The 15,336-nt window shown below is 73.4% G+C and carries 14 protein-coding genes; 9 read left to right on the forward strand and 5 right to left on the reverse strand.

What is annotated here, in order from left to right; genetic code table 11:
- Window positions 1–3 precede the first annotated feature (3 nt).
- Window positions 4–954, forward strand: coding sequence for an Lrp/AsnC family transcriptional regulator (locus tag ACPPVO_RS14115; protein ID WP_426511652.1), 951 nt, complete (start codon window positions 4–6; stop codon window positions 952–954).
- Window positions 955–993: 39 nt separating this feature from the next.
- On the opposite strand, the gene ACPPVO_RS14120 is transcribed toward ACPPVO_RS14115, so the two are convergent.
- Entirely contained in the window at window positions 994–1,419 is a 426-nt protein-coding gene (locus ACPPVO_RS14120) for a hypothetical protein (protein ID WP_426511653.1), read from the reverse strand.
- The gene (locus ACPPVO_RS14125; RefSeq protein ID WP_426511654.1) at window positions 1,416–1,832 is read right to left on the reverse strand and encodes a MarR family winged helix-turn-helix transcriptional regulator; all 417 of its coding nucleotides are present in this window, start codon (window positions 1,830–1,832) and stop codon (window positions 1,416–1,418) included. The genes ACPPVO_RS14120 and ACPPVO_RS14125 overlap by 4 nt, the downstream gene beginning before the upstream one ends.
- 478 nt (window positions 1,833–2,310) lie before the next feature.
- Between ACPPVO_RS14125 and ACPPVO_RS14130 the strand changes: the two genes are divergently transcribed.
- Window positions 2,311–2,769 carry a diguanylate cyclase gene (locus ACPPVO_RS14130; RefSeq protein WP_426511655.1) on the forward strand — a complete coding sequence of 153 codons (459 nt, stop codon included), beginning with the start codon at window positions 2,311–2,313 and terminating at the stop codon, window positions 2,767–2,769.
- Window positions 2,770–2,864: 95 nt separating this feature from the next.
- On the forward strand, window positions 2,865–4,220 hold the full coding sequence (locus tag ACPPVO_RS14135; RefSeq protein WP_426511656.1) for a condensation domain-containing protein: 1,356 nt from the start codon (window positions 2,865–2,867) through the stop codon (window positions 4,218–4,220).
- Window positions 4,221–4,325: 105 nt separating this feature from the next.
- Here ACPPVO_RS14135 and ACPPVO_RS14140 read toward each other — a convergent pair whose 3' ends face one another.
- Window positions 4,326–5,072, reverse strand: coding sequence for an alpha/beta hydrolase (locus ACPPVO_RS14140; protein WP_426514626.1), 747 nt, complete (start codon window positions 5,070–5,072; stop codon window positions 4,326–4,328).
- Between the two features lie 51 nt (window positions 5,073–5,123).
- Here ACPPVO_RS14140 and ACPPVO_RS14145 point away from each other — a divergent pair, with 51 nt between their 5' ends.
- The 4 genes from ACPPVO_RS14145 to ACPPVO_RS14160 all read left to right on the forward strand — a co-directional run bounded on the left by ACPPVO_RS14145 (window position 5,124) and on the right by ACPPVO_RS14160 (window position 12,074).
- Window positions 5,124–6,317, forward strand: a complete 1,194-nt coding sequence (locus tag ACPPVO_RS14145; protein ID WP_426511657.1) for an MFS transporter — start codon at window positions 5,124–5,126, stop codon at window positions 6,315–6,317.
- 353 nt (window positions 6,318–6,670) lie between these two features.
- Window positions 6,671–8,620 (forward strand): glycosyltransferase family 2 protein, encoded by a 1,950-nt coding sequence (locus ACPPVO_RS14150; RefSeq protein WP_426511658.1) that lies wholly within the window; start codon window positions 6,671–6,673, stop codon window positions 8,618–8,620.
- Window positions 8,617–9,735, forward strand: coding sequence for a glycoside hydrolase family 26 protein (locus tag ACPPVO_RS14155; protein WP_426511659.1), 1,119 nt, complete (start codon window positions 8,617–8,619; stop codon window positions 9,733–9,735). Before ACPPVO_RS14150 ends, ACPPVO_RS14155 begins: the two co-directional genes overlap by 4 nt.
- Window positions 9,736–9,758: 23 nt before the next feature.
- Window positions 9,759–12,074 carry an Hsp70 family protein gene (locus tag ACPPVO_RS14160; RefSeq protein WP_426511660.1) on the forward strand — a complete coding sequence of 772 codons (2,316 nt, stop codon included), beginning with the start codon at window positions 9,759–9,761 and terminating at the stop codon, window positions 12,072–12,074.
- Between the two features lies 1 nt (window position 12,075).
- Here ACPPVO_RS14160 and ACPPVO_RS14165 read toward each other — a convergent pair whose 3' ends face one another.
- Entirely contained in the window at window positions 12,076–12,618 is a 543-nt protein-coding gene (locus ACPPVO_RS14165) for a hypothetical protein (RefSeq protein WP_426511661.1), read from the reverse strand.
- Between the two features lie 84 nt (window positions 12,619–12,702).
- On the opposite strand from ACPPVO_RS14165, the gene ACPPVO_RS14170 reads away from it, so the two are divergent.
- Window positions 12,703–13,314 carry a disulfide bond formation protein DsbA gene (locus ACPPVO_RS14170; protein WP_426511662.1) on the forward strand — a complete coding sequence of 204 codons (612 nt, stop codon included), beginning with the start codon at window positions 12,703–12,705 and terminating at the stop codon, window positions 13,312–13,314.
- A 20-nt stretch (window positions 13,315–13,334) separates the two neighbouring features.
- A complete protein-coding gene (tsaA, locus tag ACPPVO_RS14175; RefSeq protein WP_426511663.1) occupies window positions 13,335–13,751 on the forward strand; it encodes a tRNA (N6-threonylcarbamoyladenosine(37)-N6)-methyltransferase TrmO in 417 nt (138 codons plus the stop codon).
- A 5-nt stretch (window positions 13,752–13,756) separates the two neighbouring features.
- Here the strand turns inward: tsaA and ACPPVO_RS14180 are convergent, their stop codons facing one another.
- Complete coding sequence (locus tag ACPPVO_RS14180; protein WP_426511664.1) at window positions 13,757–15,265, reverse strand: hypothetical protein; 1,509 nt, start codon at window positions 15,263–15,265, stop codon at window positions 13,757–13,759.
- Between the last annotated feature and the right edge of the window lie 71 nt (window positions 15,266–15,336).

Below are 15,336 nucleotides of genomic sequence, written 5' to 3' on the forward strand. Positions count from 1 at the left end.
GTGGTGGAAGTCGACACCCTGGACCACGGGATCGTCGACGCGCTGCGGCTCGACGGGCGCGTCTCGTTCAGCGTGCTCGCCGAGGTCCTGGGCGTCTCCGACCAGACGGTGGCGCGGCGGTACCGCCGGATGCGCGACGCCGGCCTGCGCGTCGCGGCCCTGCCCGACGGCGTGCGCCTCGGCTACGACATGTGGATGATCCGCCTGCAGACCACGCCGGACAGCGCGGGCGCGATCGCCGACGCCCTGGCCCGCCGCCCCGACACCACCTGGGTGACGCTCGGCTCGGGCGGCACCGAGGTCACCTGCGTCGTACAGAACCCGGGCACCGCCGACCGCGAGACCCTGCTGCTGCAGAAGCTGCCGCGCACCCCGCGCATCGTCTCGGTCCGGGCCCACTGCCTCATGCACCACTTCGCCGGCGGCCCGGTCGGCGGCGAGGCCCGCACCATCACCCTCACCCCGGACCAGGTGCGGCGCCTGCGCCCGCCCGGCCCGCCACCGGGCACCCCCGCCGTCCTGGCCGAGGAGGACCGGCCGCTGCTGGCCGCGCTCAACCGCGACGGCCGCCTCGGCTACCCGCAGCTGGCCGCGGAGACGGGCTGGTCGGAGTCGACGGTGCGGCGGCGCCTGGAGCACCTGCGCGCGACCGGGGCCGTCTTCTTCGACGTGGAGATGGACCCGGTACTGCTGGGGTACCCGGCGCGCTTCCTGCTGTGGCTGACGGTCGCGCCGGCCCACCTGGCCGCGGTGGGGCAGGAGATGGCCCGGCACGAGGAGGCGGTGTTCGTGGCCGCGACGACGGGCGAGACCAACCTCCTGGCCACCGTGATCTGCCAGGACATGGCGCAGCTGTACACGTACATCACGCACCGGATCGGCCCGTTGCGGGGCGTGGAGCGCCTCGAGTCGGTGCCGGCCCTGCGCCACGTCAAGCAGGTGGCGGCGGTGTGAGCGGTCCGGAGCGCAGCGGAGGGGCCGCTCACCGTGGGCTCAGGGTTGTCGCGGCGCCGCCGGAGCTTGCGGAGGCGGTGACTTGAGCTCGAAGGGCTTCGCGTCGGGCGGCACCCAGCCGGTCCGGGCCGCCTCCGTCGCGAGCGTGCCCGGCCGGTAGTGCTCGCTCAGGAGCCGCTTGCCGAGCACCTCCGGGCGCCGCGCCGCGAAGGTGTCGAAGTCGGGGTCGCCGGGCGTCATGCGGGCCGCGATCAGCTCGACCCAGCCGCGGCTCATCGTGACGTGGTACTTGCGGGGCTGCCCCGCGTACCGGGCCGTGCGCCGGATGCCGTCGCTGACCAGCGCGACCGCCGCGTCCGGGCCCACCCGGCGGATCGCGAGCCAGGTCAGGTGCACATGTTCGCGGTGCCCGAAGCGCCCCGGCCCGGCGGTGACGATCGCGAACAGCTCCTCGAAGGAGGTCATCGCGCGGCCTCGGTGAGCGCCTGCAGTACCGCCGCGACATCGTCCGCGGCGCCGGGCGGCAGGCTCGCCAGGGCCCGGCGCTCCAGGTCGGCCATCGCGGCGAGCACCCGGGCGGCCGTCGCCGACCCGTCCGGGGTGAGCCGCACGACGACGGTGCGCCGGTCGTGCTCGTGCGGGCCGCGGGCCAGCAGGCCGCGCTGCTCCAGGCGGTCGAGGATGCCGGTGAGGGTGGTGGGGCGGGTGCCGGCCGCGGCGCCGAGCTCCGACACCGTGCTCGCGCCGCCCGGGTGGCGGGCCAGGTTGGCCAGGGCGTTGAGCTCGGACGGGGCGAGCCGCAGGTCGGCGAGGTCGGTCGTGAGCCGCTGCAGGGTGGCGTGGGTGGCGCGCTGCAGGTCGAGCAGAAGGAATACCACGAGATCGGATTATACGATATCGTAGTTCATGCCGCGAGGTCGATCAGCGGCACGCCCACGCGCCGCCCGCTGCGCCGCCCCCCCCGGCAAGGGCCTGGAGCTTCACGATTCGCTCATCGGCATCCGGGTGCACCCTGCTGACGTTCTGCCGCCGCCTGCCGATGGAAGACCGTGGCAGGGGTACTGATGCGGCGGCTCGTGGCCGCGGTCGCCGGATGCCTGCTGACCACGGCGTCGTGGGCCGCGCTCTACGCCTCGGGCGTGCCGGTGCCCGAGCAGATCCTCTGGGTCCTGGCCCCCCTCGGCCTCGCGCTCGCCGTGGGCGTGTCCTGGCTGGCCGGGGCCGCGCCCGGGATCGCCGGCAGCGCCACCCGCTTCTGGCGCCGCGTCGCGCTCGCCACCGCCCTGGTCACCTTCGGCACCGCGATCATGACCCCGGCCCGGCTCAGCCCGGACGCCTCGTACGCCGCTCACGACCGTGGCCGAGCGCCTGCGCGGGGCCGTCCGGCACGAGGACGTGGTGGCCCGCCTGGGCGGCGACGAGTTCGCGGCCATGCTCGGCGACGTGCCGCGCGCGGACGCGGTCGGCGTCGCCGAGCGCATCCAGGACGCGCTGACGACCTCGGTGCGGGCGGCGGGCCACGAGCTGCTGGTGCGCGCGAGCGTGGGCGTCGCCACCGCGGACCCGGACCGCCCGGCCGGCGAGGCGGTGGCGACGGCCGTGATCCGCATGGCCCAGGCCCTGGACCTGGACACGGTGGCGGAGGGCATCGAGACCGGGCCCCAGGCCCGGATGCTGCGCCACCTCGGCTACGCCTTCGGCCAGGGCTGCCTGTACTCCCGCCCCCTGTCGCCGCAGGACCTGGCCGAGCGCGCGACGACGGCCGTCCCCGCGTTCGCCGCCCTGGCCGTGCACCACCCCCGACGATCTGGCTGAGGCTTTATCCAACCTCGAACTCGGTCGGTCAGCCCCGCGCGTCCATCCATTAGTCTTCTTGCCTACATCAATGTCTGGGCGAACGATCGCCAGACATGGAACGCATCACAGTGACCTTCGAGGCCGGCGGCGCGGGCCGCGGCCGCCTGACGTGGGGCCAGCAGCAGGTCTTCCAGGCCATGCGGGAGATGGGCAGCTCCATGAGCATGGGCGGCGTGGTCCCGGTACAGGACGGCCGCACGGTCGCGGACTTCGCCGGCGAGCTCCGCTTCTTCATGAGGCGCTACCCGTCGATGCGCACCCTGCTCCGCTTCGCCCCGGACGGCACGACCACCCAGGAGGTCTTCGCGAGCGGCGAGGCCGGCCTGGAGGTCCACACCGCCGGGACCGATCCGCCCGCGGCGGCGGCGCTGGCGGCCGAGGTGTTCGCCGCCTGGAAGGCCCGGACCTTCGACTACACCACGGAGTGGCCGATCCGCATGGCCGTGGTCCGCTCCGGCGCCGACGGCCCGGTGACCCACGTCCTGGTCGAGGTCTGCCACATCGCCACCGACGCGACCGGCCTGGCCACGATGATCCGCGAGCTGCCCCGGCGCCACGAGCTCGGCCCGGCGCCGGCCACCGGCCCCTTGGAGGTCGTCGCCCAGCAGCGCACCGCGACCCGCCAGACCGACAACGCCATGCGCCACTGGGAGTCCCAGCTGCGCACGATCCCCCCGCAGCGCTTCCCGGACGGCTACCGCGAGCCGCGGGCCCCCCGCTTCCGCCAGCTCGTGTGGACCTCGCCCGCCCTGCACGCCGCGAGCGAACGCCTGGCCGCGCTCCTGTCGATCGACACCGCCCCCGTTCTGCTGGCCGCGTACGCCGTCGCCTTCACCCGGGTGGTCGGCGCCGCCCCCTTCGCGACCCAGGTCATCGTCGGCAACCGCTTCCGCCCGGGCCTGGCCGACGTGGTCTCGCCGTTCTCCCAGAACGGCCTGGTGGTCCTGGACCCGCGCGGCATCACGGCGGAGGAGGCCGTCCTGCGCGCCCGCCGGTCCTCGCTGAGCGCGTCGAAGTACGCCTACTACGACCCCGCGACGCGCCAGGCCCTGATCGGCCGGGTGGCCAAGGACCGCGGCGAGCCGATCGACCTGCAGGTCTTCTACAACGAGCGCCGCCTGGCCCTGCGCGCGCCGCAGTCCACCCCGGACGGGCCGGCGATCCTGGCGCTGCGCCCGCAGACGACCTGCCTGCGCGAATCCCCGCTGCCGTACTTCAACGAGAAGCTGATGCTCAACATCGACGACGTCCCCGGCACGATCCAGATCACCACGGAGGTGGACACGGCCTACCTGCGGGCCGAGTCCGTCCACCGCCTGCTGGAGGAGATGGAGCACTTCACGGTGGCGGCCGCCCTGAACCCGGCCGCCCCGGCACTGCCCGACCTTCCCACCGGCGCCGCCCGCTGACCCGCCGAAGCCGGCCGCCGCTCGCAGTCGCACCACGTGCGCCTCGGCCAGGTGGCCGGCCGTGGCGAGCGTCGCGGCCGACACGCGCCGACCTCGGAGTGGGGATCACGTCGACGGCAGCCAGGCCAGTACGTCGCGGATCTTCGCGTCCCAGAAGGACCATTCGTGCGCGCCGGGGGAGAACTCGGCCCTCAGCGGGATGCCGCGCGCGGCGCAGGCGTCGCGGAAGTGCACGTTCGACCCGTACAGGACGTCCTCGGTGCCGCAGGCGATGAACAGCGGCGGCGGGTTCTCGACGCTGTCGAGCAGGTGCAGCAGGTCGTTGTCGGTGCCGGCGATGGTGGGCGGGTCGCCGTAGATGCGCTCCCACATGCGCGGGTCCTCCGGCTTGTGCAGCTCGCGGGCCCGGGTGGCCAGGTCGAGGACGCCGGAGAGGCTGGCCGCGGCGCCGAAGCGGTCGGGGTGGCGGAGGGCGAGCTTGAACGCGCCGTAGCCGCCCATGGACAGGCCGGCCACGAACGTCTTCGCGGGGTCGTCGGAGAGGCGGAACAGGCCACGGGCCATCCGCGGCAGCTCGTCGGCGACGAAGGTCCAGTACGGGCGGCCCCAGGCCTCGTCGGCGTAGAAGCTGCGCTCGACCTGGGGCATGACGATGGCGAGCCGCCGCTCGTCGGCATAGCGCTCCAGGGCGGTGTACCTGGTCCAGCCCGTGCTGTCGTCGCTGAGGCCGTGGAGCAGGTAGAGCGTGGCGAGCTCGCCCCGGCCGCCGGGCTCCGGCTGGGGCAGCAGCACGGTCATCGAGGTGCCGACCCCGAGCACGTCGGAGGAGAAATCGCAGCGCAGCCGAGCCATCGTCATGATTGCATGGTATTTGACCGGAATCATCGGGACGGGGGAGCGCCGATGCTCGAACAGCGACGTGCGAACCTCGCCCTGGCCGCGCTGTCCATCTCGACCTTCACGTTCGTCACCACCGAGATCCTGCCCGTCGGCCTGCTGACGCTCATGGCCGACGACCTGCACCGCTCGGAGTCGCAGGTCGGCCTGCTGATGACCGGCTACGCGGCGGTGGTCGTGCTCATGTCCCTGCCGCTCGCCCACCTGACGCGGCGCGTGCCGAAACGGCTCCTGCTCGGCGTCACCCTCGGCGTGTTCTCCGCCGCGACGCTGGTCAGCGCGGTCGCGCCCGGCTACGAGGTGCTGCTCGGCGCGCGGCTCGTCGTCGGGCTCACCCAGGCGCTGTTCTGGTCGATCGTCGCCTCGACCGCGACCGGCCTCTTCCCGCCGTCGCAGCGCGGCCGCACCGTGGCCCGCATGTCGATCGGGGCGGCCCTGGCCCCGGTGCTCGGCGTGCCGCTGGGCACGTGGCTCGGGCAGCAGGCCGGCTGGCGCTTCGCGTTCCTGGTCATGGCCGTCGTCGGCGTCGCGACCTGCGCCGTGGTGGTGGCGCTCGTGCCGGCGGCCCCGCCCGAGGCCGACGCCGCATCGCGCGGGGCGGCGCCCTCGCGGCGGCGCTACGTCCTGCTGGTGCTGTCCACGGCGATCGTGGTGACCGGCGCGCTGACCGCACAGACCTACGTCACGCCCTATCTGCTCGACGTCACGGGGTTCGCCGCCGCGACGCTCGGGCCGCTGCTGCTGGTGACCGGCGCCGCCGGGTTCCTGGGCACCATCGCCGTGGGGCGGTTTCTCGATCGGTACCCCTGGCCGGCCCTCGTCGCCCCGATGGCCCTCATCGCCCTGGCGCTGCTCCTGCTCTACAGCCTCGGCACGCTGAAGGCCGCCGCGATCGTGGCGCTGGCCCTCAACGGCTTCGCCTACAGCGCCATGGCCGCGGCCGTGCAGAACCGCATCCTCCTGGTCGCCCCGGGCAGCACCGACCTCGCCTCCGCCGGCGGGAGCTCGGCGTTCAACGTGGGCATCGCCGCCGGCTCGCTCCTCGGCGGCCTGATCATCGACCACGCGGGCGTCCGCAGCGTCGCCCTGGCGGGTGCGATCATCACCGCCGTGGCCGTGGCGCTGCTCCTCGCCGAGCCGCGCCTGACCCGGACCCGCCGCCGGCCGGCCGAGGCGCTCGTCGGCGGGTATTCAACATAAGATGCGGCCCGGCCGGGTTTGATACGCCCCACAACTGTTGCTCGATGTCGGCTTTTCGACAGAATCCGGGGTATTTCCGGCGGCAATGGATCGGTTCAAGAAAGTGACCCGGAAAGAGGCTGTCGGATCCGTTACATCCGGGGGGCTCCGGGGTGCCGCGGGAAGGCGCTGCAAGGGCTTTCACCTGCGGAAACGATCATGCGGCGCGATTGATGACGGCCCGTTCGGGTGGTCCTCGTGATCGCATTCTGTGCCTACCATCGGCATTGCCGAAGCAGCTCAGGCGGCCCCGGCTACGTTTCCACCGGAACGCCACGTGAAGATCGGAGGCCGGGTCGTTGCTGGACACCGTCGTGCCCCCATCGGCAACGCCCGGAGCCGGGATCAAGCCCGTCAAACCCGGCCGGGCCGAGCGCCGCCGGGTTCGGTCCCAGGCGAAGCTCGCCGAGACCCACCGGGCCTATGAGGACTGCAACGAGCTGACCGGGCCGTTGACGATGCCGCGCAAGGCGCAGCACCCCGTGGTGTTCCGGCACGTCGGCGGGGCCTGGCGGCGGGTCATGCTGTCGCTGCTGATCGGGCTCAACTTCCTGACCGGCCTGGTGTTCGTCGGCTGGCTGCTGCTGCCCGAGCACATCCCGGGCACGGCCGGCGACGACACACGGCCGAGCATCATCGTCGCGCGCGTCGCGTTCTGCTTCGTGGTGCTCGTCGAGGCCGTGCGGATGCTGCAGAACTTCGCCGTGTGGGTGTTCGCCTGGAAGGCGCGCGACCCGGTGCCGATGGTGCCCGAGCGCGGGCTGCGCATCGCGATGCTGACCACGATCGTGCCGGCCAAGGAGCCCATCGACGTGGTCGAGCGGTCGCTGCGGGCCATGCAGCAGGTGCGCTACGACGGGCAGGTCGACGTCTGGATCCTCGACGAGGGCGACGACCCCCGCGTGAAGGCGATGTGCCGGCGGCTCGGCGTACACCACTTCAGCCGCAAGGGGCGGCCCGAGTTCAACCAGGAGCACGGCGCGTTCCGGGCCAAGACGAAGTCCGGCAACCACAACGCCTGGCGGGCCACGCACGAGCACGTCTACGACGTCGTCGCGCAGATGGACCCCGACCACGTGCCGCTGCCCAGCTTCCTGGAGCGCACGCTGGGCTACTTCCGCGACCCCGACGTCGCGTTCGTCGTGGCGCCGCAGGTGTACGGCAACATGTACGACAACTGGGTCGTGCACGGCGCGTCCGTCCAGCAGTACCTCTTCTCCGGCCTGATCGAGCGCGGCGGCAACGGGCTCGACGCCCCGCTGCTCATCGGCACGAACCACCTCTACCGGCCGCTGGCGTGGGGGCTGATCGACGGGTACCAGGACTCGATCATCGAGGACCACCTGACGAGCATGGTCGTGATGGGCGCCAAGAACCCGCTCACCGACCGGCGGTGGAAGGGTGTGTACACCCCCGACGTCGTCGCGGTCGGCGAGGGCCCGACGAGCTGGACCGACTACCTCAACCAGCAGAAGCGGTGGGCGTACGGCGTGTGGGAGATCCTCCTGCGCCGCTCCCGGCCGCACCTCAGGCACCTGCGGGGCGGCCAGCGGCTGTGCTACTGGCTGGTGCAGTCCTACTACCCGAGCGTCGCGCTGTCGGCGGTCTCCGGCATCGTGGCCACCGGCACGTACCTCGGGCTGGGCATCAACGCGGCGACGATCGAGTGGCAGTGGTGGCTCGGGCTGTGGTCGGCCAGCATGGGCAGCTGGGCGGTGCTGTGGCTGTGGCTGCGCCGGTTCAACCTGGCGCGGCACGAGCGCCGGGAGATCGGCGTGCACGGCATGCTGCTCGCGCTCTTCGCGGTGCCCGTCTACGCCGCGGCCGGCCTCGCCGCGCTCGCCCGGCGGCCGCTGGCCTACGCGGTGACGGCGAAGGGGCGGCTGCGCAGCGTCGACGGGCCCCGGACGTTCCGGACCCACGCGGTGTGGGCCCTGGTCGGCGCGGCGCTGCTGACGACGAGCGGGATCATGGGGTACGACTCCATCGCCCTTCGCTTCTGGGCCTCGGTCAGTGTCGTCGTCGGGATCGTCCCGCCCCTTATCGCGTGGGCGGCCTACCTGCGCGACCGCGGCGTCGTGGAGCCGGTGGAGGACCCGGTGACCGCCGGCCTCGTCGTCACCGTCCGCGCGACCGCCGCGAGCGCGGCCGCGATCGACGACCTGCCGACCGTGCGGGGCTTCCCGGCCGTGCCGCACGCCGGGTACCCGCTGCCGAACAAGAACCTCGAGGCCCACCACGTGCCGCAGGGGAGCGCCGCGTGATCACGCTGCCCCGCCTCATGCTCGCCGCGCTCGTGCTCATCGGCGGGTACGTCTTCGTCGTCGCCCCGCGCGTCGAGGCCGGGACGAGCACCACCGCGAGCTGGCAGGCGCAGCTCGCCGAGCCGGTGCCGAGCTTCTCGCCGACGCCGAGCGCGCCCGGCCGGCGCCCGCAGGTCTTCCCGCAGGCGGGCACCGCGTTCTTCGGCGTCTTCACCGAGAAGGGCCCGGGCGACCTCACCGACTACGACGGCTTCGTGCGGGCGGCCGGCAAGAGCCCGCAGGTGATGATGTTCGCGTCGGGCTGGGGCGCGGAGAAGCACTTCGACCGCCAGCCCTTCGACCGGATCGTCAACCGCGGCATGCTGCCGATGCTCGGCTGGGAGCCGTGGGACTACCGCGCCGAGTCCAAGCGGGACCACGACCGGGGGACCCAGCCGCAGTACCGCCTGGCGAAGATCAGCGGCGGGGACTACGACGGGTACATCTCCGAGTGGGCGCAGGGCATCAAGGCGCTGGGCTACCCGGTGGCGATCCGCTTCGCGCACGAGATGAACGGCTACTGGTACCCGTGGGGCGAGTCCGCCAACGGCAATCAGCGGGGCGACTACGTGGCCGCCTGGCGGCACGTGCACGATCTCTTCGCGCGGCTCGGCGCCACGAACGTGGTCTGGGTCTGGAGCCCCAACGTCGTCTACGAGAACTCCACCCCGCTGTCGCAGCTGTACCCGGGCGACGACTACGTGGACTGGGTCGGCCTGTCCGGCTACTACGGCACCGCGGGCATGGAGACGTACCAGACCTTCGACCAGATCTACCGGCCCACCCTGACCGAGATCAAGCAGCTCAGCAAGCGCCCGGTCGTGGTCACCGAGACGGCCGCCACCGACGCCCAGGGGCGCAAGGCGGACTGGATCACCGACCTGCTGCAGACGCTGCCGCAGCACCCGGAGATCATCGGCTTCCTCTGGTACGAGTCGGTCAAGGAGACGGACTGGCGCATCGCCGCGTCGCCGGCCGCGTCGGCCGCGTTCGCCAAGGGAGTCGCCCAGCCCTACTTCGGTGCGAAGTGGGACCCCGACATGACCCCGCGCCGGCTCATCCCGGTGCGGAACTGAACACGAACAGAGGAGCAAGCGTCGTGTACGTCGTCGGCATCGACCTCGGCACGTCCAACACGGTCGCCGTGATCCGCTCGCCCGATGGGCGGCGCCGGCCCGTGTTGTTCGACGGTGCCCCGCTCATGCCGTCGTCGGTGTTCATGACCGACGACGGGCAGCTCGCCGTCGGCCGCGACGCCCAGCGCCTCGCCCAGCTCGACCCGGGCCGCTACGAGCCGAACCCGAAGCGGCGCATCGACGAGCCGTCGGTGCTGCTCGGCAGCGCCGAGATCCCGACCGTGCACCTGCTCGCCGCGGTGCTGCGCGCGGTCGCGGTCGGCGTCGCCGAGGTGACCCGCTACGCGCCGCCGATCGTGCTCACCTACCCCGCGTCCTGGGGCTCGACCCGGCGCAGGGCGCTGCACGACGCCGCGCTCGCCGCGGGGTTCACCGACGTCAGCATGCTCCCCGAGCCGGTGGCGGCGGCACGGTACTTCATCAGCGCCCTCAACCACCCGCTGCCCCGCGGCGAGGCCCTCGTCGTCTACGACTTCGGCGGCGGCACCATCGACATCGCCGTGGTGCGCAACGACCCGCAGGGCTTCACCGTCATCGGCTCCGGCGGCCTCGAGGACGTCGGCGGCCTCGACCTCGACGCCGCGCTCGTCGAGCGCCTCGGCGAGGTGCTGCAGGAGTCGCAGCCCGACGTGTGGCGCCGGCTGCAGGACCCGCGCACCGCCCAGGACCGCCGGGACCGCCGCCTCTTCTGGGAGGACATCCGCGGGGCCAAGGAGATGCTCTCGCGCACCACCGTCGCGCCCGTCAGCGTTCCCGGCGTCGAGGCGGCCCTGCACCTGACCCGCGACGAGCTCGAGCAGAAGATCGGGCCGATGATCGCGCGTACCGTCGCCGAGACCGCCCGGGTCGTGCGCGACTGCGGCCTGGAGCCCGGCCGGCTCGCCGGCATCCTGCTCGTCGGCGGCTCGTCCCGCGTCCCGCTCGTGGCCCGCATGCTGCACCGTGAGCTCGGCGTCGTGCCGACCGTGCTGGAGCAGCCGGAGCTGCCGGTCGCCGAGGGCGCGGTCGTGCACCCGTCGGAGCTGACCGCGGACGGCCGCGTGCCGGTGGCCACGGGCACCGCGTCGGTCCCGGTGAGCGCCCCGCCGTCGGGAACGGTCTACGGCGGCACGGAGTCGATGCCGTACCCGGTCTCGGCGATGCCGGCCCCGGTCTCGGCCGTGCCGGTCTCGGGCTCGCCCATGCCCTCGGCCCCGGTCTCGCCCGCCGTGTACCCGGCGCTTCCGTCCACAGTGGACTCAGCGCCGCCCCCGCCGCCCCCGCCGCCGGGAGGCCGGAAGCGGCTGGCGCTCATCGCCTGGGTGGTGGCGGTGCTGCTGCTGGCGGTGGGCGGCTTCTTCGCCCTGAAGACCTACACGACGGACGACAAGACGGACGACAAGACCGACCAGCACGTCGTCGGCAAGTGGGACAAGCTGCCCAACCTGCCCAGCGACACGGCCATCGAGGGCGCGGGCGCGGCGGTCGCCAACCGGAGGCTGTACGTGATCGGCGGCCTCACCGCCGAGGAGCCGCGGCACCAGACCGACACGGTCTCGATCTACGTTCTCAGCAGCGGCAGCTGGACGTCGGGCCCGAGCCTGCCGCGGCCGCTGAGCCACATGTCGGTGGTCCTCGACGGCGCGGGCAGCATCTGGGTGCTCGGCGGGCTGGCGAAAGGCGGCGCGACCGACGAGGTGTGGCAGCTCAAGGACGGCGCCACGAAGTGGGAGGAGGGGCCGAAGCTGCCGGCCGGGCGCAACTCCGGCACGGCCGTCTACGACAGCAACGGCATCGTCTACGCCGGCGGCACCGACGCCGGCGGGGCCGCCACCGACACCGTCTGGGCCCTGGGCGCGACCGGCTGGAAGACGATCGGGCAGCTGTCGGAGAAGCGCGAGAAGCTGACCTCGACCACCGACCGGGCGGGCCGGATCTGGTTCATCGGCGGCCGGCGGCAGGACGGGGAGAAGACCGTCACGTTCGACTCGATCGACATCATGCAGGACCGCAAGATGACCGGCGACCACCTGAAGATGGACGCGCCGCGCGAGGGCGCGGCGGCGATGTCCATCACCAACGTCGGCCTGTGCGTGCTCGGGGGCAACAACGGCGCCAAGGCGTTCGGCTGGTGGTGCGAGAAGAGCGGCGCGGCGGCGACGCTGCCCAAGCAGGACATCCCGCGGGCCGGGCAGGCGGTCGCGGTCTCCGACGGCGTCGTCTACGCCGTCGGCGGCTACAACGGGGAGCAGAACCTCAACGGCACCTTCACCGCGGAGGCCTTCCGGTACACCGGCTGAGTCACAGCTTCCCGTCGACGACCCGCACGCGGTGGCCGCCGAGGCGGCGGGCCGTCTCGTGCACGAACTCCGCGCGCAGCGGCGGCCAGTTCCAGAACCGGACGCCGACGCGCGCGAAGGCCCACGGCACCCAGTCCCCGACGGGCGTCGTCCGTCCACATCCGACACACGTGACGTCGCCCGGCCGGCCCGCGGGCCAGGGTGCGATGGCGGCCTGCACGGCGTCCCACTGCGGGTCGCCGGTCTCGCAGTGCGGGCAGCGGGGACCATCGTCCGCGCCCTGGCCGGCGTCGACGACGGTGGCGCCCGCGAACACCTCGACGCCGTTGGTCCACCTGGTGCGCAGGCGCTCGTCGGGGGCGGTCACGGCGCTCTCGTACCGCGGCCCGGGCGGGTTGCCCAGCGGCGCGCCGAGCACGCAGTCGGTCCGTTCGGCGCCCACGATCCCCGCGGCGACCAGCCACGTCAGCAGCCCGGCGGCGAGTCGCGGCGCCTCGTCCTCGCCGGCGTCGACGTCCGCGATTACCTGAAAGTAGTCGCCCACCGACGGATCGTACCGAAGTTGGCACTTGGCCCAGTCAGCGTGTCGGCGAATTGGAACTTCCGTGGGCCAATGGGCTCGGCTTGAATGGTGGGCGTGACGATCGTGGACATGTGGTTCGACCCGAAGTGCCCCTGGGCGTGGAACACCTCGCGCTGGCTGCTCGAGGTGGAGCGGGTCCGGCCCGTCGAGGCCCGCTTCCACGTGATGAGCCTGTGGCTGCTCAACCGGGAACGGGAAGGGCTCGAGGACTGGTACCGCACCTGGCTCGCCGACACCCTGGGCCCCGTCCGCGTGCTGGTCGCGGCCGGGCGGCGCTACGGCCCCCCGGTCCTGCGGGACCTGTACACCGAGCTCGGCACCCGCATCCACCACGGCAAGGAGCCCATCGGCGCGGACCTCTTCCGGGGTGCCCTGACCGCGCTGGACCTCGACCCGGGCCTCGCCGCGGCCGCGGACTCCGCCGAGCACGACGAGGAGCTGCTGGCCAGCCACCGCGCGGGCCTGGACCCGGTCGGCGAGGACCTCGGCACGCCGGCGCTGCACATCGAGGGCTCGGCGTTCTTCGGGCCGGTGGTGACCCCGGTGCCGCGCGGCGAGGCGGCCGGGCGGCTCTTCGACGGCATGCTGCTGATGGTGACGACGCCCGGGTTCTACGAGCTCAAACGGGGCAACCGGGTGTCACCCACCGTCGGCTGAGGTTCGGTAGGGTCCGCGGTATGGAGCATGACGGGTTCGTTGTCCGGCCGGTCGGCCGCGTCGAGTCGCCGCTCACCGACCGGGCGGGCGCGCCGCGGCAGGGCGACGAGGGCGCGCCCGAGGCGTGGGTGGTCTTCGCGGAGCGGGTCGGGCCGGCCCTGGCCGACCTGCGCCCGGGCGACCGGGTGCTGCTGCTCACCTGGCTGCACCGCGCCGACCGGGACGTGCTGGCCGTGCGCCCGCGCGGCGACCTCGGGCGGCCGGAGACCGGCGTGTTCAGCACCCGCGCGCCGGACCGCCCCAACCCGATCGGCCTGCACGGCGCCGTGATCCTGGCCGTCGAGGGGCTGCGCGTGCGGGTCTCGGGCCTGGAGGCGATCGACGGCACCCCGGTGCTGGACGTGAAGCCGGTGCTCGGGGGCGTCGACGAGCGCTGAGGCGCTCAGGCGTTGCGGATCTCGTTCGCGCACGCCGACGCGACGCCCGGCCAGGCGGTGCCCAGGTAGGCGGTCGAGGCCGACTCGAGCGACTCCTTGTTGCGCACCACGCCGCCGAAGAAGTCCAGCATCTTGCCCTCGCCGTACTTCTTGGCCAGGCAGGTGACGGCGAGCAGCGCGATGCCGTACCGCGCGTCGATCTCCTGGCCCTTGGCGCTCGCCGGCGGCGGGCCCAGCGCGATCGAGCCGTTCCAGCCCTGCTTGACGAACTGGCGCACGGACGGCAGGCGGCCCCGCGTGGTCTGGCCGTCGCGGTCGGAGATGTAGTCGGCGATGCCCTCGGTGAGCCACCACTGATCGGCGCTGCCGTAGGTGTCGCCGATCGTCACGACGTGGCCGAGCTCGTGGGTGAGCAGGTTCTTCAGGTAGCTGCCGCCGGCGTCGTCGGACTGGATGACCACGCCCTGCGCGCCCTTGGAGTAGCCGTCGTAGAACGGGCCGAGGTCGGTGTTGTCCCACCAGCTGTTCCACTCGCTGGGGGCGGCGACGTACACGATGTACCACTTCGGCGCCGGGCCCCAGTGCGAGTAGCGGTCGGCGATGTCGGCCGCGGCGTCGGCGGCGGTCAGCACCCGCTGGAGCTTGCTCGCGGTGGCCCCGGAGCCGGCCACGATGGCCCGGCGGCCGGTGAGCGCCTGCAGCGCGGAGGCGTCCCACGGGTCGGTGCCCGCCGTGTACTTCGTGACCGTCACCTGGTCGCCCGCGATGCTCCACGAGGTCTGCACGACCTGGGAGGACTGCGGGGTGCAGCCCTGGCCGAGGCAGTAGTCGTACTCGACGATCACGTCCCAGCTGCCGTCGGCGCCCTGGCTGGGCTTGTCGACGAGGTTCGGCGTCCACCCGCCCACGCCCATGGCCCGCAGCGAGCCGAACCGCTTGATGTACCCGTCCCGCAGGTTGGCCGCCACCCCGGCGAGGTAGCCGTCGCGGTCCCCGGCCAGCAGCGCCTTGGCCTGCTTGGCGAGCTGACCGCGGATCTTGTCGGCGACCGTGGGCTCGCCGGCGGTGGTCTGGGGCGCGGCCGCGGCGGGCGCGCCGGAGCGGACGGGGAGCCCGCGGCCGGGCAGCGCGACGGTCTGCCCGCTCGGGCCCTGCGCGGCGATCCACACGATGAGCGCCAGCACCAGCCCGGCCGCGACGACCAGGCCCGAGACCAGCGGCCAGCGGCGCCGCGCCGCGGCCGGCGGCAACGGCGCGGGATCGGTGCTCGGCGTCGGCCAGGCCATGGGCGGCGCGATGGGCGCGTCCAGGGGATGCGGCGGCGCGTCCGGGAGCGTCGGCAGCGCGTCCGGGAGCGGCGGCGGCGCGTCCGGGAGCGTCGGCGTCGGCGCGGTGGGCTCGTCCGGGCGCGGCGGCTGGAGCATGTCCGGGCCGCGCTGCTGCGGGATCTTCGCCACCGCGGGCTCGGCCGTCACCGCCGGTGCGGCCGGCTCCGTCTGGTCCCCGTCTTCCACGCAGGGCACCGTACTGGATGCGAGCCTCCGGCGACATCGGCGGACCGGCCACGCTCGCGGCCGATCACGAA

This window comes from Dactylosporangium sp. McL0621 (genome assembly GCF_049995355.1).
Taxonomy (GTDB): domain Bacteria; phylum Actinomycetota; class Actinomycetes; order Mycobacteriales; family Micromonosporaceae; genus Dactylosporangium.

What these genes read in the sequence shown, in the direction of transcription:
- ACPPVO_RS14135 (WP_426511656.1), top strand. Translation starts at nt 2,865, where the DNA reads ATGGAACGCATCACAGTGACCTTCGAGGCCGGCGGCGCGGGCCGCGGC.
- tsaA (WP_426511663.1), top strand. Translation starts at nt 13,335, where the DNA reads ATGGAGCATGACGGGTTCGTTGTCCGGCCGGTCGGCCGCGTCGAGTCG.
- ACPPVO_RS14140 (WP_426514626.1), bottom strand. Translation starts at nt 5,072, where the DNA reads ATGGCTCGGCTGCGCTGCGATTTCTCCTCCGACGTGCTCGGGGTCGGC.
- ACPPVO_RS14145 (WP_426511657.1), top strand. Translation starts at nt 5,124, where the DNA reads ATGCTCGAACAGCGACGTGCGAACCTCGCCCTGGCCGCGCTGTCCATC.
- ACPPVO_RS14120 (WP_426511653.1), bottom strand. Translation starts at nt 1,419, where the DNA reads ATGACCTCCTTCGAGGAGCTGTTCGCGATCGTCACCGCCGGGCCGGGG.
- ACPPVO_RS14170 (WP_426511662.1), top strand. Translation starts at nt 12,703, where the DNA reads ATGGTGGGCGTGACGATCGTGGACATGTGGTTCGACCCGAAGTGCCCC.